The sequence below is a fragment of the Streptomyces sp. 1114.5 genome, from assembly GCF_003635085.1.
Classification (GTDB): Bacteria; Actinomycetota; Actinomycetes; order Streptomycetales; family Streptomycetaceae; genus Kitasatospora.
The window spans coordinates 174,291-192,695 of record NZ_RBXE01000004.1; the positions used below are offsets into that span (position 1 = coordinate 174,291).

The window sequence follows — 18,405 nt, forward strand, 5'->3', positions numbered from 1 at the left end:
GGTCACGGACAGCCCGAACCGCGGGTGGCCCGGTGTGCAGCCGACGGCCACGGAAAGCAGGCTCGATGACGATCGACAGGGGTGCCCCCGCGCGCGGGTACCGGGGCGGGGCGGCGGTGGAGTGTGCCGGCGGGGCCGGGCCCGAGCGCGTGGCCGGGGCCGACCCCGCGCTCCGCCTGGACCTCACCTACGCCGCGTTCTGCGAGACGCACGAACCGGCGTGGCACGCCCTCGCGTTGACCCGGATAGGCAACCAGGCCGACGCCGTCCTGGTGGTCGAGACGGTCAAGGCGGACCTGGCCCGCTGCTGGCCGCAGGTGCTGCGATTCGAGGAACCGGCCGCCTACGCCTGGCGGTTGGCCAACCGCCACGTGTCGGACTGGGTCGCCGCCGAGGAGCCGGTGGCGGTGGAGGCCGTCACCTTCGCGGCGGTGATCGGCGCGTTCAAACAGGTCGCGAACGGACTGCTGCACAGCGAGGCGGACGAGGTGCGGCTGTACGCCGCGATCCTCGAACTGCCGGACCGGCAACGGGACGTGGTGATCCTGCGGTACCTGCTGGGCCTGCACGTCAAGGTGATCGCCGCCTACCTGGGACGGCCGGTGGCCACGGTGCACTCCAACCTGCGGCACGCCCGCGAGCGGCTGGCCCGCCGGCTCGGGGTGGGCGAACTCCCGGACCGCGGCGGCGAACTGTGATGGACGGACCGGACCGTGGGGGCGGGGAGCGTGCGGTGCGTACCGCGCCTGCGGTGATCCACGTGCCCCGGCCGGAACGGGCCAACGCCGAGCGGATCGCGGCGGTGCGGCGGGCCCGGCTGACGGCCGCGCCGACCCATCTGTCCTCGGAGCACGAGCAGGCCGCCTTCGAACTCGGCCTGGTGGTCGCCCTGGTGCTGGGCGCGCCGGATGCCTCCCGGGGGCTGGACCTGCTGGTGAACGCGCGCCGGATCCAGCCGGAGGGCGCGGAGGTGTTCGGCGCGCTGCTGTACGCCACCGGCAAGGAGGAGGGCGCCGAGTTCTGGTGGCGCTTCGCGGCCGGCTCGGGCAGCGGGACGGCCGCGTACTGCCTGCACCTGCACCACCTGATGCTCGGCGAGACCGACGACGCCGACTACTGGCGGGCCTGGTCGGACCAGCTCGCCACGGCCGAACGCCCGCCCGGGCCAAGGACGTTGCGGATGAACCGGCCGCTGCTGCCGGAGGACGTGCGGCGCGACATCCTCTCCCGGGTGCACCACGGACTGGCCCCGCAGCTGCCGCCCGCGCTGGTCGCGGTGATCGACCGACTGCCGGTGCAGGGAGACGACGAGGCGGAGGAGGTCCCGAGCCCGTGGGGGCTCACCTCGGGGGCGACCTCCGCGTGCTCGTGGGACCTCGCGTGGGGGCTCGCCGCCGACGAGGAGCCGTCGGGGTGGGGCGGCGGGGACCATCCGTTGGGGTGAGGCGGCGGCGACCCGCCCGCGGTCATTCGTTCAGGTGAGTGCGGACAGCCGGGCGACGATCTCCGGGTCGCGTCCGCTCCCGGCCACCGTCCGTACGCCGTCCGGGGTCACCTGGCGGACGACGTACCGGTGCGGGGCCATCGCGGTGTCCCGGCCGGGGAGGGCGGCGACCACCGCGCGGTGGGCGGCGGCCGGGTCGAACTCCGGGTCCGCGGTGGTGAGGTCGGCCACCAGGCTTCCGTCGACCAGCGACAGTCGGTGCGGGCCGAGCGTGCCCTCCAGGAGCTCGTGGACGGCGGCCAGGTCGACCCGGGAACCGTCGATCAGCCGCCACTGGCCGGTCCGCCCGTCCGCATGTCCGCCGTCGGGCACGGCTTTCGCGAGGCCGAGGACGGCGGGAAGGCCGGCGAGCGGCACCGGCCCCTCGGCGGCGTCCGCGAGGAGTGCCAGCAGGGTCCGGGCGAAGTGCTCGTTCTCCTCGGGGTCGAGCACCTGCGGGCAGGCGATCAGGACGAAGCCCAGGCTGCCGGTGATCCGCAGGATGGTGAACATCAGCCGGACCGCCAGCGGCGGGGCGGGCAGCGGGGTCAGTTCCGGGTCGGCGGCCGGGGGCGGCTGGGCGTCGGCGACGGCGGGCGGGATGGTCAGGCTGAGGTCGTTGACCACCACCTGCCGGGCGAAGCGGGTGCCCCGCCGGTGGGCGACGTCCTCGATCAGCTGCCAGACGTCCCCGGCGTCCAGGGTGCTGTGCCAGTAGGCGCTCAGCGAGGCCGACTTGGCCCGGCCGATCAGCTGGTCGAAATCGGCCGTTCGCGTGTCGAGCAGGATCAGTGCGTCCTGCGCCAGGGTGCCGACGTGGTCGGCCAGGGCGGTGCGCTGGCGGTTGGCGGAGAGCGCCGAGATCACCAGCTCACCGCGGTCGGCCCGGTGCGCGACCAGTGCGGCGAAGGCGGCGAGCAGGACCACGGACGGGCCGGCGCCGGTGCGGCGGCAGACGGCGGCGAGGTGGTCGGCCGCCCCGCGCGAGCGCACCAGCAGGGCCGCGTGGTCGCGCGCCGGGCCGGTGATCCGCGAGTCGGCGAAGACGGTCTGCGGGCCGGTGTCGAGGATCTTCGCCCAGTGCCGCAGCGCGGCGGTCGCCTTGCGCCGCCCCTGCGCGCTCTGCTCGGCGGCGGCGATCAGCAGCGGGGTCGGCGCGGTGACCGGCGGCAGCTCCTTCCCGGCGGCGAGGGCGTGCCACTCCTGGATCAGCACGGCGGTGGCTGCGCCGTCGGCGCCCGCGTGGCAGACCACGGCGACCAGCCGCAGCAGCCGCTCGCCCCGGGCCACCATGGTGAACCGGATCCGTGGCGGCGCGGCCGGATCGACCGGCACGGCGACGTCGCTGCGGCCCAGCTCGGCGGCGAGCGCGTCGAGCTCGCGCTCGTCGGGCCCATCGGGACTTCCGGGCTCGCCTTCCGAGCTGACCTCGCCGGGCTCGCCGGCCTCGACCACCGTCACCGCGAACCGGCCGTCCGCGTGCACCACTTGGCGGTCCGGGAAGCCGTCCGGGCCGGGGCCGGCGGGGAAGGAAGTGCGCAGCGACTCGTGCCGCTCGACCAGCAGTCGCAGTGCGACCAGGCCGGCCGGGACCGAGGTGCCGGCCGGGACCGGCCAGGAGGCCTCCCGGTTGATCTGCTCGGGGGCTTCGCCCCGGATGCAGCGGAGCATGTTGTCCTGGCCGCGGGTGAGCGGGCCCACGCCGCTGCTCGCGGCGGCGAAGCGGACGGTGACCCGTCGGGCGGGCGGGCGCCCGGCGAGCGGGGCCTCCTCGTACGGGGCATCCTCGGGCGGGACCGTCCCGGGCGGGACCGTCCCGGGCAGGGCCGTCTCGGGCGGAATCAGGTCGTGCGCAGTCACGTCGTACGCGCCTTTCGGCTCGCCGGGGAAGGGCTCGCAGGGGTGTGTCAGAGGGGGGTGATCGGGACGCTATCAGCGGCACTGCGAGCTGGTCCAGACCAAAGTCACAACGTGCCGACTGTTCGTCAATGTGCTTGCCAGACACCGGAATTGACATGTATCGGCGAATCACCGAGGGCGGCGACGGCAGCCCGGAACGGGCCCGGCACGGGGACGTCGCAGAGCGTGGCCGATCCCCGGCCGAGACCACCGGGGTCGGCCACCGACACCGGGGGCGAGCCCGCCACGGACACCCCGAAGGCCTGGGTCAGCCGTCCGCCGTAGGCCTTCACCAAGGCCTCGCGGCGACACCACAGCGCGGTGAAGCGGGCCGCCCGTTCCGCCGGCTCGGCGGGCTCGGCGACCGAACGGGCCTCCTCGAAGGGGAACCAGCGCGCGGCCATCCGCTCGGCCGTCCGGGGTGCGTGGATCCGCTCGACGTCGACGCCGACGGGCCGGCCCCCGGCGAGGGCCAGCACCGCCAGTCCGTCCGAGGCCGACCAGCTCACCCTCAGTCCGGCGGCGCCTGCGGCCTCGGGTTTGCCATTCGGCCCGCACTCCCAGGCGACCTCGGCCGGGGACACGCCGAGCCGCGCCCCGACCACCTGCCGGACGGCGCCGTGCGCCACGGTGAAGCGGCGGCGCCGCTCGGGGCCGGCGCCGGACGTCCGGGCGCGCTCGGCCGGGTCGAGCAGCTGCCACAAACCGTCTGCCACCCCGGCGGGTTGGTCGGTGTCGATGAGCCAGAAGTCGACTTCGGTCACGGCAGGGTGAGCGTGCTGAGCACCCCGAGCCGCCGGTCGTACCCGACGATCAGGGCGGGGCGCTGCTCCTCGCGCCACCGCGGCAGGTGTTCGGCCAGCTGCGCCCACAAGCCGGTGAACGGCTGGACGGGTGAGTCCTCCGGAGCGACGCCATCACCGGAGCCCCCGAGGCCGTCGAGCAGGACCTCCGTCCCGGGCTCCCGCCGATCGGTCGCGGCCCGTACGGCCTCCTCCGGCGCCGTGGCGCCCGTGACCTGCCGGACGGCCAGGCCCGCCCCCGGAGCCTCCTCGCAGACCAGCACCACCACCGCGTGCCGCTCCGGCATCGGTACCGGCACGGGCGGTTCGTAGTGCAGCGCGGTCTGTTCCGCGAGCACCACCACGGCTCGGCGACAGCCGCCGGTGCGGTGGTGCTCGGCGGCCAGGCGCAGGGCGGTGAAGGCGGCGGCGGTGCCCTGGTCGCAGACGGCGAAGGCCAGCGGGTTGCCGGGGACGGACCGGCCGAGTGCGAGCGACGAGGGCGCGCCGGGGCGGACGTCGGGGGTGTCGAAGGCGAGGACCAGCAGGTCCACCGGCTCGTCCTCGGTGAGCACTTCGCCCAGCAGTCCGGCGGCCAGTTCCTCGTATGAGTGGCCGACGCCCTCCTTCAGCAGCTCCTCGCGCAGCGGCAGGCCGTAGGGGCGGACGAGATCCGAGACGAACACCCGCAGGTCCGGGTCGAGCGAGGTCTCCGAACGGCCGTCGAAGCGGCGGGCGAGGGCCCGGGTGATCCGCAGGCCGGAGGAGCCGGGGGGCACCCGGTCAGTCCTCGGGGATGACGTGCCCGGCGACGTAGTCGGCCAGCTTGGTGACCGATCGCAGGTCGTCCTCGGTGATCTGCTCGACGTCCACCTGGATGTCCAGCGATTCCTCCAGCTCCAGGATGAGCTCGATGGTGCCGGCGGAGGTGAGGCCGAGGTCGTCGAAGAGGCAGGCGTTCTCCGGGATTTCGGGCAGTTCGCGCTTGAGCACGCGCGGCAGGAGTGCGCCGATGCCGTGCAGGACGCGTTCGCGCAGCGCGGGGTCGGTGGTCTGGACCGCGGGTTCTGACATGGGTGTCCCGTCCCGTCGTACGTGGGAAGTGGTGATCGAGGCTGACGGATGGAAGCCGATGGGCCGTCAGCTCTGCACGGCCATCGCGGAGAAGGTGGCTCCGATGCCGGCGGCGGCGATCAGGTAGTGGTCGCCGCGGCGGAGCAGCCCCCGCGTGGTGGCGGTGTGAAGATTGATGAGGCTGTCTGCAGCGAAACTGTGCCCGACCGACCGCACGTTGTCCAGCACGACTTTCTCGATCGGGTAGCCGATGCGGCGCGCGATCATCCGCCAGGAGGCCTGGTTGACGTTGTGCGGGAGGATTGCGGCCAGGTCGGAGAGGTCCAGACCGGCCCGGTCCAGGGCGGCCTCGATCGCCTCGACCATCACGTTCGGGTACTCGCGCTGGTAGCGGGCGAGCAGGTCCGGGTCCTCGGCCAGTCGGCCGTCGAACTCCGGGCGCTGGCGCACCTCGTAGGAGAGCACCCGGTGTCGCTCGCCCGCGGCGCTGACCAGGCAGGCGGCCGCGCCCTCGGCGAAGATGCCGGTCTCGGGCACCACCTGGGCGTCCTTGGTGAAGGTCTTCTCCCCGGCCAGGACCAGTGCGAGGGCCGCCGGGTCGGGGTCGGCCGCGAGCAGCCGGCCGGCCAGGTCGATCGCCAGCAGGCCCACCGCGCAGGCGTGGTGGGTCACCGTGAAGGCACCGGCGTGGCCGAGGCCGCGCGCGGCGAGCAGGTCGTGCAGCGGGTTGAGCGGGTGGGGCACCGCCACCGGCATGCTGCGGGCGTGGATCACGAAGCGGATGTCGCGTTCGCGTCCGCGCAGCTCCGACAGGTTGTCCAGCGCGGCGTCGAGCAGGTCGGGCAGCCTCCCGGCAGGGTCCAGGCGCAGCTGGTCCAGGCCGTGGAAGCGGCGGAAGAGACGGAGTTGACGTGGGGTCAGGCCGATGCGTTCGCCCACCGCCTCGATGGGAACGGCGTGTGGGGGGAGGTGAACGGCCACTGCCTCCAGTGCGGTCACGCGGGCTAGTATTCCGACGCCCGCCGGGTCGCACAAGTGATCTCGGACCCCGCGCTGTCGCGGGCCGTGCCCCGGCATCCGTCAATTCCGCTCCGGTCCGGTCGTGTTCACCACCGTGCCGTCGAGCGGGTGGGAGATCTCTCATGCCGAATCCTGAACCTCCGGACTCCGCCCCGCCGTTGGATCCCGCGCTGGTCGCGATCGTGGTCGAGGTGGCCGGTGCGCCGCCCGGCTGGGCGCGCCATGTCACTCCGGACGCCCGGCTGGACGGCGACCTGCTGCTGGACGAGGTCGAACTCGCCGTGTTGGCCGAGCGCCTGCGCGAGCGCTTCGGTCCGGCCGTGGACCTGGCCGGGCTGCGTGCCGGTCTCGGCCTGGCCGCGCTGGAGGCGTTGACCGTCGCCGACCTGCAGCGACTGCTCCCCGAGGAGGGTGCCCGATGACCCGGTTCCTGGTGGTGGTGCCGCCGTTGACCGGACACGTCAATCCGGCCGCGGGCATCGCCGCCGAACTGGCCGCGCGCGGCCACGAGGTCGCCTGGACCGGTACGGAGTCGGTGCTGCGGCCGCTGCTCGGCCCCGGAGCGCGGGTGTTCGGCACCGGCACCCGGGCCTTTCGCGCCCAGGGCGGGCACGGGCTGGCCGCGCTGCGCTCGCTCTGGGAGGGCTTCATCGTCCCGTACGCGCGGTTCACCGCGAAGCCGCTGGACACGGCCGTGCGGGAGTACCGGCCGGAGGTGCTGCTGGTGGACCAGCACACCCCGGCGGGCGCGCTGGTCGCGCACCGGCACGGGTTGCCGTGGGCGAGCTTCGCGCCCGGTGCGATGGAACTGGGCCGGCCCTACCGGGCGTTGCCGCAGGTCGAGGCGTGGATGACCGGGCTGCTGCGCGGGCTGTGGGAGCGCGCCCGGCTGCCCGAGGCGGAGTACGTCGACCCGCGCTTCTCCCCCGCCCTGGTGCTGGCGACCACCGGGCCGGCGCTGACCGGCCCGGTGCTGACGGACGGCGGCGCACCGCCGGTGCACCATGCGATGGTCGGGCCGGTGATCGCGGCGCGGCCGCCCGATCCGGCGTTCCCGTGGGAGCGGCTGCTGCCGGGCCGGCAGCGGGTGCTGGTCACGATGGGGACGCTGGCGGGCGAGTTGGGCGCGGACTTCCTCGCCCGGGCCGTACGGGCGCCGGAGCTGTGCGGCGAGGAGGTCCAGCCGGTGTTCGCGGCACCGCGCGCACTGCTGCCCGAACTCCCACCGCACGCGGTCGCGGTGGACCGGGTGCCGGTGCTGGAGCTGATGGCGCGCGGGGAGTTGGACGCGGTGCTCTGCCACGGCGGGATGAACACCGTGGGCGAGGCGCTGGCGCACGGCCTGCCGCTGGTCACCGCGCCGATCCGGCACGATCAGCCCTTCGTGGCCGCCCAGGTGGCGGCGGCCGGGGTCGGGCTGCAGGTGCCGTTCGCCCGCGTGACGCCGGAGCGGCTGGCGGCAGGGCTGCGGACCGTACTGGAGACAACGGCGTACCGGGACAGGGCGGTTCAGGTCGGCAGGGAACTGCTGGCCGGCGGCGGTGCGGTGGCTGCGGCGGACCGATTGGAGGCACTCGGCTGAGCTCTGGACGCGCCGGGCCGGGCCGACGCCCCGGGCATCCCCTTAGCAGAGCGGGCGAGCACACGTCCATTGGTCTAGGCCATTGTCTCCGGGCCGGGGTTCGCCCTAGGGTGTCGCAGCAGCACCGCCCTCCGCAGGTGCCGAGCACCGGCTTCCCAGGTGCCGTGGCAGCCCATCCCCGTACGGGAGTTCCGGTTGATCGAGACCACGGGACTGCGCAAGTCCTACCGCAAGAAGACCTCCCGCCGCGGTGGCGGTGACCCGACCGTCGACGCCGTGCGCGGCATCGACCTGTCGGTCGCCGCCGGCGAGATCTACGGCTTCCTCGGCCCCAACGGCGCCGGGAAGACCACCACCCTGCGCATGCTGGCCACCCTGATCCGCCCGGACGGCGGACAGGCCCGCATCGCCGGGGCCGACCTGTTCACCGACCCGGCCGGGGTCCGCCGCCGGATCGGTTACGTCGCCCAGGGCGGCGGCACCACCGACAACGTCAGCGCCCGCGAGGAACTGGTGCTGCAGGCCCGGATGTACGGCGCGGGCAAGCCCCAGGCCGTCCGGGCCGCCGAGGACGCGCTCAAGGCCTTCGACCTGGGCGAGTTCGGCAACCGGCCGTGCGCCACCTATTCCGGCGGCCAGCGCCGCCGGGTGGACATCGCACTCGGGGTGATCCACCAGCCCCGGGTGCTGTTCCTGGACGAGCCGACGGTCGGGCTGGACCCGGCCAGCCGGGCGCACGTCTGGGAGGAGATCCGCCGGCTGCGCACCGAGGGGATGACCGTCGTCGTCACCACCCACTACCTGGACGAGGCCGATGCGCTCTGCGACCGGGTCGCCATCGTCGACCACGGCCAGGTCGTCGCCGAGGGCACGCCCGGGGCGCTGAAGCGCGAGATCTCCGGCGACGTCGTCCTGGTCGGCCTGGACACCGCCGACGGCGGCGGCACGGGCGCGGACGGGAGCGCCGCCGAGCGGGCGGCCGAGGTGCTGCGACCCCAGCCGTACCTGCACCGGCTGGAACCCGACGGGGACGGCGGCCTGCGGCTGTACCTGGAGGACGGCGCCGCGGCCATCCCCCGGCTGCTGCGCGCCCTGGACGCGGCCGGCCTGACACCCGGCACCGTACAGCTCCAACGGCCCAGCCTGGACGACGTGTTCCTGGCCCGCACCGGCCGCTCGCTGCGGCAGTCCTGACCCGATCCCACCCCCGCGGCCCCACCGCGTGGACCGGCACAACTCCCTGGGGAGACCGTGAAGCTCGCCCGCGACACCTGGCTGGTCTTCCAACGCCAGCTGCTGCTGATGATCCGCACCCCGGTCTGGATCGCCGTCGGCATCATCCAGCCCGTGTTCTACCTCCTGCTGTTCGCCCCGCTGCTGAAGAAGGTGCTCGCCCCGGACGGCGCGAGCAGCTACGCCGACGCCTACCAGGTGTACGTACCGGGCCTGTTGGCGGTGCTGTGCATCTTCGGCGGGCTGTTCACCGGCTTCAGCCTGCTGGGCGAGCTCAAGGCCGGGATCATCGAGCGCTCCCGGGTGACGCCGGTGAGCCGGCTGGCGCTGCTGCTCGGACGGGCGCTGCGGGAGATGGTGGCGCTGCTGGTGCAGGCCGTCCTGATCACGCTGATCGCGCTGCCGTTCGGGCTGCGGGTGAGCCCGCTCAACCTGCTGCTCGCCTACCTGCTGCTCGGACTCCTGGCGCTGATGACCTCGGCGATCTCCTACGGCATCGCACTGATGGTGCCGGCCGACGCGGCGATGGCGCCCGTGGTGAACACCCTCGCGCAGCCGATCGCGCTGCTGTCCGGGGTGCTGCTGCCGCTCACCCTGGCTCCGGACTGGCTGCAGCAGCTCGCCCGGTGGAACCCCTTCTACTGGGCGGTGGAGGGCATGCGCGCCCTGTTCTCCGGGCACGCCGGGGACAGCGCGGTCTGGCAGGGGCTGCTGGTGGTCGCGGTGATGACCGTCCTGGCGGTGTACTGGTCGGCCCGGCTGTTCTCCACCCGGGTGCGCTGACCGACGCCCGGACGCCCGGGCCAAAAAGGGGGGCCCGGCTCGTGTTTCGAGCCGGGCCCATCGGCGTCCTCGCACGGTCAGCAGGAGCCGATGAAGGCAGCCAACTTCGCCACTCCGTCGATGATCTGAGCCTGCGTCAGTGAGCTGATGGAGAGCCGCAGCCGGCGCTCCCCGCCGCCCGCCGGGTAGAACGGCGCCATCGGCGTCCACAGCACCCCGTACGCGCGGGCGCAGCGCTCCATCGCCGCCTCGTCGGCGGCGAAGGGCACCGTGAGGACGGCGAAGAAGCCGCCGTCGGGGCGGTTCCAGGAGACGCCCAGCCGACGCCGCTCGGAGGCCGGGAAGTGCTGGTCCAGCTCCCGCAGCAGGGTGTCCATGCCGGCCGCGTAGTGGGCCGTGGCGCGGGCGTTGGCGGCGCGCAGCCGGCAGTCGTGCGTCAGCAGCATGCCGCCGATGACGGCCTGACTGAGCGCGGGGGTGTTGACCGTCGTCATGCTCTTCAGCTTGGCCAGCTCGTCCGCGAGGAGGCTGCGCCGCCCGTCGGGGCCGGTCACCTCCTGGTCGGCGACGGCGTAGCCGAGCCGGGCACCGGGGAAGCAGGTCTTGGCGAAGGAGCCCAGGTGGACGACCTGGCGGCGGCGGTCCAGCGCCTTGAGGGTGGGCCGCGGCCCGGGCGTGCGGGCGAAGAAGCCGTACGGGTTGTCCTCGACGACCAGGACGCCCTCCTCCGCGGCCACGTCCAGCAGCCGGGTGCGGGCGGCGATCGGCATGCTGGTGCCGGACGGGTTGGCGAAGTCGGGGACGACGTAGAGGGCGCGCGGGCGGCGCCCCTCGGCCCGCACAGCCCGGGCCGCGGCGCGCACGGCCGCCGGGTCCGGCCCGCCGTCGGGCCCCTCGGGGACCGGCCGGGTGGTCAGGTCGAGCAGCCGGGCGGCGCCGGTGACGCCGACGTAGCAGGGCGCGCTGACCAGCAGCACGTCGTCCGGGCCCGCGCAGAGCGCGCGCAGCACGAGCAGCATGCCCTCCTGGGCGCCGACGGTGAGCACCAGGGCCTCGGGGGCGACGGTCAGTCCCTCGTCGTTGGCGAGGGTGCGGGCGACCAGGTCGGCGATGATGCCCTTGGTGGGCCCGTACTGGAACAGCGCGGTGCGCACGGCGTCCCGGTCGAGGCCGCGCTCGGCCAGGTGGGCGAGGTAGGTGTCCAGGTAGCGGGGGACGTCCTCGGGCTCGAAGAAGCCCTCGTAGGGGCGGCCGGGGGCGAAGGAGACGGCCTGCGGGTAGCGGGAGGTGACCTCGTTGAGGAAGGTCATCGCGTCCAGCAGCGGATCGGCGAGGGAGGCGTGCAGGTCCTCCAGGCGGAGGTTCACCGCGGCACCTCCCGCCCGGCCTCCCACAGTGCCTCCCGCAGCCGCCCGGCGGCGTACGCCTGGGCCTCGGCGGCGGCGTCCAGGGTGGCGGTCATGGCGAAGAAGCCGTGCGGCATTCCCTCGTACCGGCGCAGCTCCACCGGGACTCCGGCCGCGCGCAGCGCCTCGGCGTACTGTTCGCCCTCGTCCCGCAGCGGGTCGTACTCGGCGGTGAGGACGGTCGCGGGCGGCAGGCCGGCCAGGGTGGCGGCGCGCAGCGGGGAGGCGTACGGGCTGGCGGCGTCGGCCCGGTCGGCCAGGTAGTGACCCCAGTACCAGGCCACCGAGCGGCGGTTGAAGAGCAGCGGGTCGTCGTGTTCGCGCAGCGAGGGGGTGTCGGCGGCGTGGTCGGTGTTGGGGTAGACCAGCAGCTGGTGGCGCAGGGCCGGGCCGCCTTCGGCGCGCAGCAGCAGGGTCAGGGCGGCGCTGAGGTTGCCGCCGGCGCTCTCGCCGCCGACCGCGAGGCGGCCGGGGTCGATGCCGAACTCGCCGGCCCGTTCCACCAGGTGGAGGAGGGCGGCGCGGCAGTCCTGGAGGGCGGCGGGGAAGGGGTGTTCGGGGGCGAGCCGGTAGCCGACGGAGGCGGTGACGCAGCCGACGGCGTTGGTGAGTCGGCGGCAGATCGCGTCGCTGGTGTCGGGCGAGCCGAGGGTCCAGCCGCCGCCGAACAGGTAGAGCAGGGCGGGGAGTTCGGTGCTTCGCTGTTCGAGGGTGGGCGGTTCCGGGCGGTAGAGCCGCAGGGTGAGGTCGCCGCCGGGACCGGGGAAGCGGTGCTCCTCGACGGCGGCGACCGGTTCGGGGGTGCCGGCCGCCGCGCGGATGTCGGCGAGGTCGGCGGCGCGGGCCTCGGCCAGGGTGAGGGTGTAGAGCGGCGGTGCGCCGGTGCTCGCGCGCCGGGCGCGCAGGGCCTCGGCCTGGGGGTGCAGGGGCATGGGTGGTCCCGTTCTCGTGCGGCTGGGTCGGCGGTCGGGCCGCGTCATTGCCGGGCAGTCAAAGGTCGGCGCTCAGCGGTCGGCCTCGACGTAGATGGTCTCGTCGGTGCGGAACGCCGTGTCGAGGTCGGCGACGTCCGAACGGGTGCCCTGCCGGTAGGCGCAGTGGCGGACCTGCCCGGGCGTGAAGCCGGCCAGGGTGAGGACGTGCCGGAGTTCGTCCAGGTCGTAGATCCACTGGTGGCCGTAGTACCGGAAGACCTGGTTGACCAGGAAGGCCGGGCGGGCGGGCATCGGCGGGCCGAAGCCGAGGGTGGTCAGGCGGCGGCGGTGCTTGGCGAGGAAGCCGTCGCCGGTGGCGTAGCCGACCAGGTAGCGGGCGAGGTCGGGGGTGGTCAGGCGCAGGACGCCGCCGGGGCGCAGCACCCGGCGGGCTTCGCGCAGCCAGCCGACCGCGACGGGCAGGGTGACGTGCTCGATCAGGTGCTCGGCGTACACCCAGTCGATGCTGGCGTCGGCGAAGGGCAGCGGCTCGGCGATGTCCAGCTGGGTGAACCAGCGGTCGCCGTCGACCCGGTAGAGGGTGCCGGGCTCGGTGGCCGGCCCGGCGCCGCCGCGCAGGGCGGTCAGGTCGGTGCCGAGGCCGTCCGGGTGGGCGGTCCGGAAGGCGGCGAACTCGATGCCGGTGAGGCCGAGTTCGCGGAAGTCGGCGTGGTCGTGCGGGAGCCCGCCGGGGTGCGGTTCGAGCGTGTCGCAGGTGGCGACCTGTGCGCTGAACTCGTCCAGGCGGGTGGCCAGGCCGTCGGGGTCGTCCCAGTCCCAGCCGGGGAACCGGGCGCTGCGGGCGGCCCGTTCGGCCGGTTTCGTCCGTTCGGCTCGTTCGGTCCGTTCGGTCCGTTCGGTCTGTGCGGTTCGTCGGGTCTGTTCGGTTCTTCGGGTCTTTTCGGTCATCTCGGTCTCTTCCTCGGAGAACGTGGTGCGGGCCCCGCGTGGTTCAGCCGGCCGGGCAGCAGGGCCAGGGGGCGAGGGCCGTACGGTCCAGGTCGGCGAGCCGGGGGCGGCCCAACAGGGCCATGGTGTGCTCCAGTTCCTCGCGCAGCAGGTCGAGCACCCGGTGCACGCCGGACTCCCCGTCGGTGGCGAGGCCCCAGAACGCGGGGCGGCCGATCAGGACGGCGCGGGCGCCGAGGGCGAGGGCGACGGCGATGTCGGTGCCGGTGCGCACGCCGCCGTCGAGCAGCACCGGCAGCTCGTGCGGAACGGCCTGGACCACCTCGGGCAGGGCCGCCAACGCCGCTATCGAGCCCTCCAGTTGTCGGCCGCCGTGGTTGGAGACCAGGACGGCGTCGGCGCCGTGTTCGACGGCCAGCCGGGCGTCCTCTGCGGTCAGGATGCCCTTGAGGACCAGCGGCAGCCGGGTGCGGCGGCGCAGCCAGGCGAGGTCGGCCCAGCTCAGGGTGGGGTCGAACTGCTCGCGGGCGTGCTCGGCGATGCCCGAACTGCCGCCCGCTGCACGGTGGCTGGCCGACATCAGGGCCGGGTCCAGGTTGACCGCGCGGACGGCGGGCGGGATGGCGAAGCCGTTGCGCAGGTCTCGCAGGCGGCGGCCGATCCTGGGGGCGTCGACGGTCAGCACCAGGGCCCGGAAGCCGGCCGCCTCGGCGCGCTCCACCAGGGCGGCGAGGGCGGCCCGTTCGCGCAGCCAGTACAGCTGGAGCCAGAGCGGGCCGGTGGCGGCCTCGGCGATCTCCTCCAGGGTGCGACTGGCGAACATCCCTGCGACCAGCAGCGCCCCGGCCCGGCCGGCGGCGCGGGCGGTGGCGGTCTCGCCCTCCGGGTCGACCAGGCGGTGGTAGGCCATCGGGGCGATGCCGAGCGGGAGGGCGAGCGGTGCGCCGAGCAGGGTCAGGGCCGGGTCGCAGGCGGAGACGTCGACCAGGGTGCGCGGGCGCAGGGCGTAGCGCCCGAACATCTCCCGGTTCGCGGCCAGGGTGCGTTCGGTGCCGCTGCCGCCTTCGATGAAATCCCAGATTTCCGGGGGGAGTTGTTCGCGCGCTGCGCGCTCGATCCCGGCCAGCGTGAGTGCTCCCACGGGCATTCCTCGTTCCCGGACGGCCACGCGCGGGCCAGTCCCGGTTCGGCAGCGTAGGAGCAACGGACACATTGGTATAGACCTTGATTTGACCAAACGTCTGTGCCAAGGTCTGGCAACGGAATTGGCCGTTTTCTGGTCGTGAACTGCGTTCATGACAAATCCCCTGACTTGTGTGGAGCCGCGTTGACCGGCTTTTCCCCCTTTTCGCCTCCGCCGTTCGCACCGCCGCACTCCGATGCCCCGCACGACTGGGTCGACCGGCTGTTGCTGGCCGGCCCCGGCGGCGAGGAGTGCCTGCACCTCGGCGCGCCGCTCGACCGGGACGCGCTGCGCACCCTGGTCGAGGAGCAGTCCGTACGGCTCACGGCCGCCGGGCTCGGCCCCGGCGGTACGGCGGCGCTGCGGCTGCCGCCCTCGGTGGCGTTCGTCGCGGTGCTGCTGGCCTGCTGGCGGCTCGGTGCCCAAGTCGCCCTGCTCGACCACCGGTTGACCGACCACGAGATCGACGCGGCGGTGGCCCGACTGGCCCCGCAGGTGCTGGTAGGCTCCGCCCACCGACCCGCGGCGGCCCTGCGCGGCTTCTCCGACGTGGAACCGGTGGCCGTGCCGTTGCCGGACGGACAGCCGGCCCGCACCGGGCACGCCCTGATCCAGCTCAGCTCCGGATCCACCGGCCCGGCCAAGGTCATCGCCCGTACCGCCGCCGACCTGCTGCGCGAACTCGACTGCTACCGCAGGCTGGTGGCGTTCCCCGGTGAGGGCGAGCGGGTGGTGCTGCTGTCCTCGGTGGTCCACGTGCTCGGCCTGGTCGGCGGGCTGCTCAACGCCCTCTACGCCCGCGCCGCGCTCACCGTGCCGGAGCGGATGACGGCGGCCGGCATCCTCGCCGCCGTCGCCGACTCCGACCGGCCGACCACCGTCATCGGGGTGCCCTTCCACGCCGAGCTGCTGGCGGGGGCGGTCGCTCCCCCGGCGCTGCCCCGACTGCGCCGGATGATCGTCGCGGGCGAACTGGTCCGCCCGGGCCTGCCCGCGCTGTTCACCGAGCGCTACGGCGTCCCGCTCGGCACCATGTACGGCATGACCGAGACCGGGGTCATCGCCACCGACCTCGACGGCACCCTCCACCCGGCCAAGCGCCCCGTCCACGGAATGCGACTGCGCCTGGTGAAGGGCGAGTTGCAGCTCGGCGCCATCTCCTCGCCGTACCCCGGGCTGGACGACCCGACCCGCTGGTCGGACGGCTGGCTGCACACCCGGGACGCCGCCGAACTGGACGCGGACAACGGCCTGGTCACCGTGCTCGGCCGGCTCGACTCCCAGGTCTCGATCGGCGGCCTGAAGGTCGACCTCACCGAAGTCGAACAGACCCTGACCGCACTGCCCGAGGTCCGCGAGGCCGTGGTCGTCTTCGACTGCGGCGCGATCGAGGCCTACCTGGCCACCGAACCCGACGCCGACCTCGCCCTCGTCCGGGACGGGCTGGCCCGGCGCCTCGCCGCCTACAAGCGGCCGCGCCGGCTCGCCCTCCTCCCCCGCCTCCCCCGCACCGCCACCGGCAAGCTGCTGCGCGACCCGGCCGCCCTGCGCGACACCGCCTCGGCCGGCACGGCCGGCGCAGCCACCACGCACTGACCGCCGGCCGCCACGTACTCCCGCGCACTCGTGCACCGCATGCACGTCACGCGCCTCACGCACGTCACGCACGTCACGCACCCAAGCGCCAGACCCCCGACAAGGAGCCACACCATGCAGGACCGCATCCGCGCGTTCGTCCTCGCCGCCCTGACCGAGATGCAGTACGACGTCTCCGAGGTCACCGGGGACACCGACCTCGGCCCGGCCGGGCTTGACCTCGAATCGCTCGCGCTGGCCGACCTCTCGGTACAGGTCGAGGACGAGTTCGGGATCAAGTTCGACCTGGACGAGATGGAGACCACCGCGCTGATGACGCTGGACGAGTTCACCGCAGACGTCGCCCGCCGGATCGACGCCCTCGCCGCCGCCTCCGGCAGCGCCGCATGACCGGCGGTGAGCGTGCCGAGGCCCGGCCGGACGGCCGCGAGGCCCTGCCGGGACGGGACGAGGTCCTGACGATGCTGGCGGCGTTCGGGCAGCGCGCCGCCGACACCGTGCCCGAGGAGCTTGGATCGCTCGAACTCACCTGGCTCGTCGCCGAGTTCGAGCAGCGCTACGGGCTGCAGCTGGACCTGGACGACGAGCGCTTCGGCGCCGTGCGGACGGTCGACGACGCGACCGAGCTGCTGCGGGCGGCCGTCCTGGCCGAGCGCGCGGGCGGACGGCCGTGAGCGGCCTCGCCCCGGGCGCCGGCCCGCCCGGCCCCTCCGGCCCTCTTCCGCCGTCCGGCCCGGTCCGCCCGGTCCGCCCGGTCCGCCCCGTCGTCACCGGGATCGGCGTGCTCAGCGCCGCCGGGCACGGGCTCGCCGCGCTGACCGAGGCCGTCACGCACGGCAAAGCCGCATTCGGCCCGGTCACCCGCTTCGACGTGGCCGCCCGCCGGACCACTCGGGCCGCGCTGCTTCCCACCTCGCCGGCTCCGGCCGGGGCGGCGCTCGATGCGATCGACCAGGCCTGCCGGCAGGCCGGCCTGACCGCCGCCGAGGGCGCCACGCTGCCCGTCCTGCTCGCGCTGCACAGCGACGAGCACACCCGGGCCACCGCCGAGGCGGTAGCGGCCGGGGTCCGCGCGGGCTGGGGAGCCCCGGGTGTCACCCGGGTGTACACCGGCGCCTGTGTGGCCGCCTCGACCGCCGTGGCCGACGCCGCCGCCCTGGTCGCCGCCGGACGGCACGAGCGGATCCTGGTCGCCGCCGTCCACCTGGTCGGACCGGGTGTGTTCGCCGTCTTCGACGCCGGGCGCGCGCTGGCCCGCGACGGCGAGCTGCGCCCGTTCAGCGCCGGCCGCACCGGCACCCTGCTCGGCGACGCGGCCGCCGCCGTCCTGGTCGAGGCCGCCCCGGCGGCCGAGCGCCGGGCCGCGCCGGTGTTCGCCCGGCTGGCCGGCTGGGGCCGCGCCGGGGACGCCCACCACGTCTGCCGTCCCGAACCGGACGGCACCGGGGTGGCCCGGGCGATCGAGGCCGCGATCGGCCGGGCCGGCGCCGCCCCGGCCGAGGTCGGCTACGTCAACGCCAACGGCACCGGGTCCACCCTCGCCGACCGGGCCGAAGCCCGGGCCCTGCGACGGGTGTTCGGCCGGCACACCGACGAACTGCCGGTCAGCTCCAGCAAGTCGGTGCACGGCCACGCCCTGGAGGCCTCCGCCCTGCTCGAACTCGCCGTCACCGTCGGGGCGTTGGAGACCGGTCTGCTCCCGGTCAACGCGGGGTGGCTCGGCCCGGACCCGGACGTCGGCCTGGATCTCGTCCTGGACGGTCCGCGCGCCGCCCGCCCCCGCTACGCCCTCAGCCTCAACTCCGCCTTCGGCGGCGCCAACACCGCCCTGCTGCTGGCCCCCGGATGACACCCACCACCACCATGACCTCCCCTGCCGACCACGCCCACGGCCTGCGGGTCCTCGCCGAGGCCCGCCGCTCCGCACCCGGCCCGGACGGGCCGCCGCCACCGCTGCCCGGCTTCGCCGCCTCCGGCTTCAATCCGCTGGTCGCCGACGCCGCCGAGCGCTGTCTGCGCGCCGTCCACGGCGAGCCGCCCGCCCCCGGACGGACCGCCCTGCTGCTGGCCAGCGCGAGCGGCGACCTCGACACCGCGCGGGCGATCGAGCAGAGCGCCGAACCCGGTCACCGGACCGGCCCGCTGCTGTTCTTCCAGTCCAACCCCAACGCCGTCCTCGGGCACATCGCGGCGCGCTGGGGCCTGACCGGCCCCGTCGTGGCGATCTGCCCGGCCGAGGCCGAACCAGGCCGCGTACCGGCGGAGGCCTACGAGCTCGCCGCGCTGCTGCTCGCCGACGGGGACGCCGACCGGGTCCTCGTGCTGGCCGTCGAGCAGACGCCGGACGGGGACCGCGCCGCCGCCGTACTGCTCTCCTGTCCCCGGACACCCGAGGACCCGGAGTCGCCGAGCTGAACCCGCCGATCACCCCCGGCCGTAGCCACCAGCGAGGCCCATAGAGGTCAGAGGCCCGGAGGCCCA

20 protein-coding genes are annotated in these 18,405 nt (G+C 74.7%); 11 read left to right on the plus strand and 9 right to left on the minus strand.

Features of this window, described 5'->3' with window-relative positions:
- Positions 1-65 precede the first annotated feature (65 nt).
- Together BX285_RS35860 and BX285_RS35865 are read left to right on the plus strand one after the other, a co-directional pair.
- A complete protein-coding gene (locus BX285_RS35860; RefSeq protein ID WP_097234654.1) occupies positions 66-698 on the plus strand; it encodes an RNA polymerase sigma factor in 633 nt (210 codons plus the stop codon).
- Between the two features lie 35 nt (positions 699-733).
- Entirely contained in the window at positions 734-1,444 is a 711-nt protein-coding gene (locus BX285_RS35865) for a hypothetical protein (protein WP_183107366.1), read from the plus strand.
- Positions 1,445-1,474: 30 nt separating this feature from the next.
- Here BX285_RS35865 and BX285_RS35870 read toward each other — a convergent pair whose 3' ends face one another.
- The 5 genes from BX285_RS35870 to BX285_RS35890 form a co-directional block, all read right to left on the minus strand.
- Positions 1,475-3,343: a condensation domain-containing protein gene (locus BX285_RS35870; RefSeq protein WP_121179676.1), complete on the minus strand. Its 1,869-nt coding sequence runs from the start codon at positions 3,341-3,343 to the stop codon at positions 1,475-1,477.
- 125 nt (positions 3,344-3,468) lie between these two features.
- Positions 3,469-4,146 (minus strand): 4'-phosphopantetheinyl transferase superfamily protein, encoded by a 678-nt coding sequence (locus BX285_RS35875; protein ID WP_121179677.1) that lies wholly within the window; start codon positions 4,144-4,146, stop codon positions 3,469-3,471.
- The gene (locus BX285_RS35880) at positions 4,143-4,943 is read right to left on the minus strand and encodes a hypothetical protein (protein ID WP_121179678.1); all 801 of its coding nucleotides are present in this window, start codon (positions 4,941-4,943) and stop codon (positions 4,143-4,145) included. Before BX285_RS35880 ends, BX285_RS35875 begins: the two co-directional genes overlap by 4 nt.
- Before the next feature lie 4 nt (positions 4,944-4,947).
- The gene (locus tag BX285_RS35885) at positions 4,948-5,238 is read right to left on the minus strand and encodes a phosphopantetheine-binding protein (RefSeq protein WP_097234658.1); all 291 of its coding nucleotides are present in this window, start codon (positions 5,236-5,238) and stop codon (positions 4,948-4,950) included.
- 66 nt (positions 5,239-5,304) lie between these two features.
- Positions 5,305-6,237 carry a 3-oxoacyl-[acyl-carrier-protein] synthase III C-terminal domain-containing protein gene (locus BX285_RS35890; protein ID WP_097234659.1) on the minus strand — a complete coding sequence of 311 codons (933 nt, stop codon included), beginning with the start codon at positions 6,235-6,237 and terminating at the stop codon, positions 5,305-5,307.
- 143 nt (positions 6,238-6,380) lie between these two features.
- Between BX285_RS35890 and BX285_RS35895 the strand changes: the two genes are divergently transcribed.
- The 4 genes from BX285_RS35895 (at position 6,381) to BX285_RS35910 (ending at position 9,856) form a co-directional block, all read left to right on the plus strand.
- Entirely contained in the window at positions 6,381-6,680 is a 300-nt protein-coding gene (locus BX285_RS35895; RefSeq protein ID WP_143685604.1) for a hypothetical protein, read from the plus strand.
- Positions 6,677-7,840 carry a glycosyltransferase gene (locus BX285_RS35900; protein ID WP_121179679.1) on the plus strand — a complete coding sequence of 388 codons (1,164 nt, stop codon included), beginning with the start codon at positions 6,677-6,679 and terminating at the stop codon, positions 7,838-7,840. The genes BX285_RS35895 and BX285_RS35900 overlap by 4 nt, the downstream gene beginning before the upstream one ends.
- A 195-nt stretch (positions 7,841-8,035) precedes the next feature.
- The gene (locus tag BX285_RS35905; RefSeq protein ID WP_097234662.1) at positions 8,036-9,034 is read left to right on the plus strand and encodes an ATP-binding cassette domain-containing protein; all 999 of its coding nucleotides are present in this window, start codon (positions 8,036-8,038) and stop codon (positions 9,032-9,034) included.
- A gap of 57 nt (positions 9,035-9,091) precedes the next feature.
- On the plus strand, positions 9,092-9,856 hold the full coding sequence (locus tag BX285_RS35910; protein WP_121179680.1) for an ABC transporter permease: 765 nt from the start codon (positions 9,092-9,094) through the stop codon (positions 9,854-9,856).
- Positions 9,857-9,933: 77 nt separating this feature from the next.
- Here the strand turns inward: BX285_RS35910 and BX285_RS35915 are convergent, their stop codons facing one another.
- From BX285_RS35915 to BX285_RS35930, 4 genes are all read right to left on the minus strand, one after another.
- On the minus strand, positions 9,934-11,223 hold the full coding sequence (locus BX285_RS35915) for a PLP-dependent aminotransferase family protein (protein ID WP_259471012.1): 1,290 nt from the start codon (positions 11,221-11,223) through the stop codon (positions 9,934-9,936).
- The gene (locus BX285_RS35920) at positions 11,220-12,194 is read right to left on the minus strand and encodes an alpha/beta hydrolase (protein WP_121179681.1); all 975 of its coding nucleotides are present in this window, start codon (positions 12,192-12,194) and stop codon (positions 11,220-11,222) included. Before BX285_RS35920 ends, BX285_RS35915 begins: the two co-directional genes overlap by 4 nt.
- A 72-nt stretch (positions 12,195-12,266) precedes the next feature.
- A complete protein-coding gene (locus BX285_RS35925) occupies positions 12,267-13,145 on the minus strand; it encodes a methyltransferase domain-containing protein (RefSeq protein ID WP_121179682.1) in 879 nt (292 codons plus the stop codon).
- A gap of 43 nt (positions 13,146-13,188) precedes the next feature.
- Positions 13,189-14,292 carry an alpha-hydroxy acid oxidase gene (locus tag BX285_RS35930; RefSeq protein ID WP_121179683.1) on the minus strand — a complete coding sequence of 368 codons (1,104 nt, stop codon included), beginning with the start codon at positions 14,290-14,292 and terminating at the stop codon, positions 13,189-13,191.
- Between the two features lie 180 nt (positions 14,293-14,472).
- Between BX285_RS35930 and BX285_RS35935 the strand changes: the two genes are divergently transcribed.
- The 5 genes from BX285_RS35935 to BX285_RS35955 all read left to right on the plus strand — a co-directional run bounded on the left by BX285_RS35935 (position 14,473) and on the right by BX285_RS35955 (position 18,339).
- On the plus strand, positions 14,473-15,924 hold the full coding sequence (locus BX285_RS35935; protein WP_220784030.1) for a class I adenylate-forming enzyme family protein: 1,452 nt from the start codon (positions 14,473-14,475) through the stop codon (positions 15,922-15,924).
- A gap of 114 nt (positions 15,925-16,038) precedes the next feature.
- Positions 16,039-16,314, plus strand: coding sequence for a phosphopantetheine-binding protein (locus BX285_RS35940; RefSeq protein ID WP_097234667.1), 276 nt, complete (start codon positions 16,039-16,041; stop codon positions 16,312-16,314).
- Positions 16,311-16,598: a hypothetical protein gene (locus BX285_RS35945; RefSeq protein WP_097234668.1), complete on the plus strand. Its 288-nt coding sequence runs from the start codon at positions 16,311-16,313 to the stop codon at positions 16,596-16,598. Before BX285_RS35940 ends, BX285_RS35945 begins: the two co-directional genes overlap by 4 nt.
- On the plus strand, positions 16,595-17,773 hold the full coding sequence (locus BX285_RS35950; protein ID WP_097234669.1) for a beta-ketoacyl synthase N-terminal-like domain-containing protein: 1,179 nt from the start codon (positions 16,595-16,597) through the stop codon (positions 17,771-17,773). Before BX285_RS35945 ends, BX285_RS35950 begins: the two co-directional genes overlap by 4 nt.
- Positions 17,774-17,787: 14 nt before the next feature.
- Entirely contained in the window at positions 17,788-18,339 is a 552-nt protein-coding gene (locus BX285_RS35955; RefSeq protein WP_121179684.1) for a hypothetical protein, read from the plus strand.
- Positions 18,340-18,405: the final 66 nt, after the last annotated feature.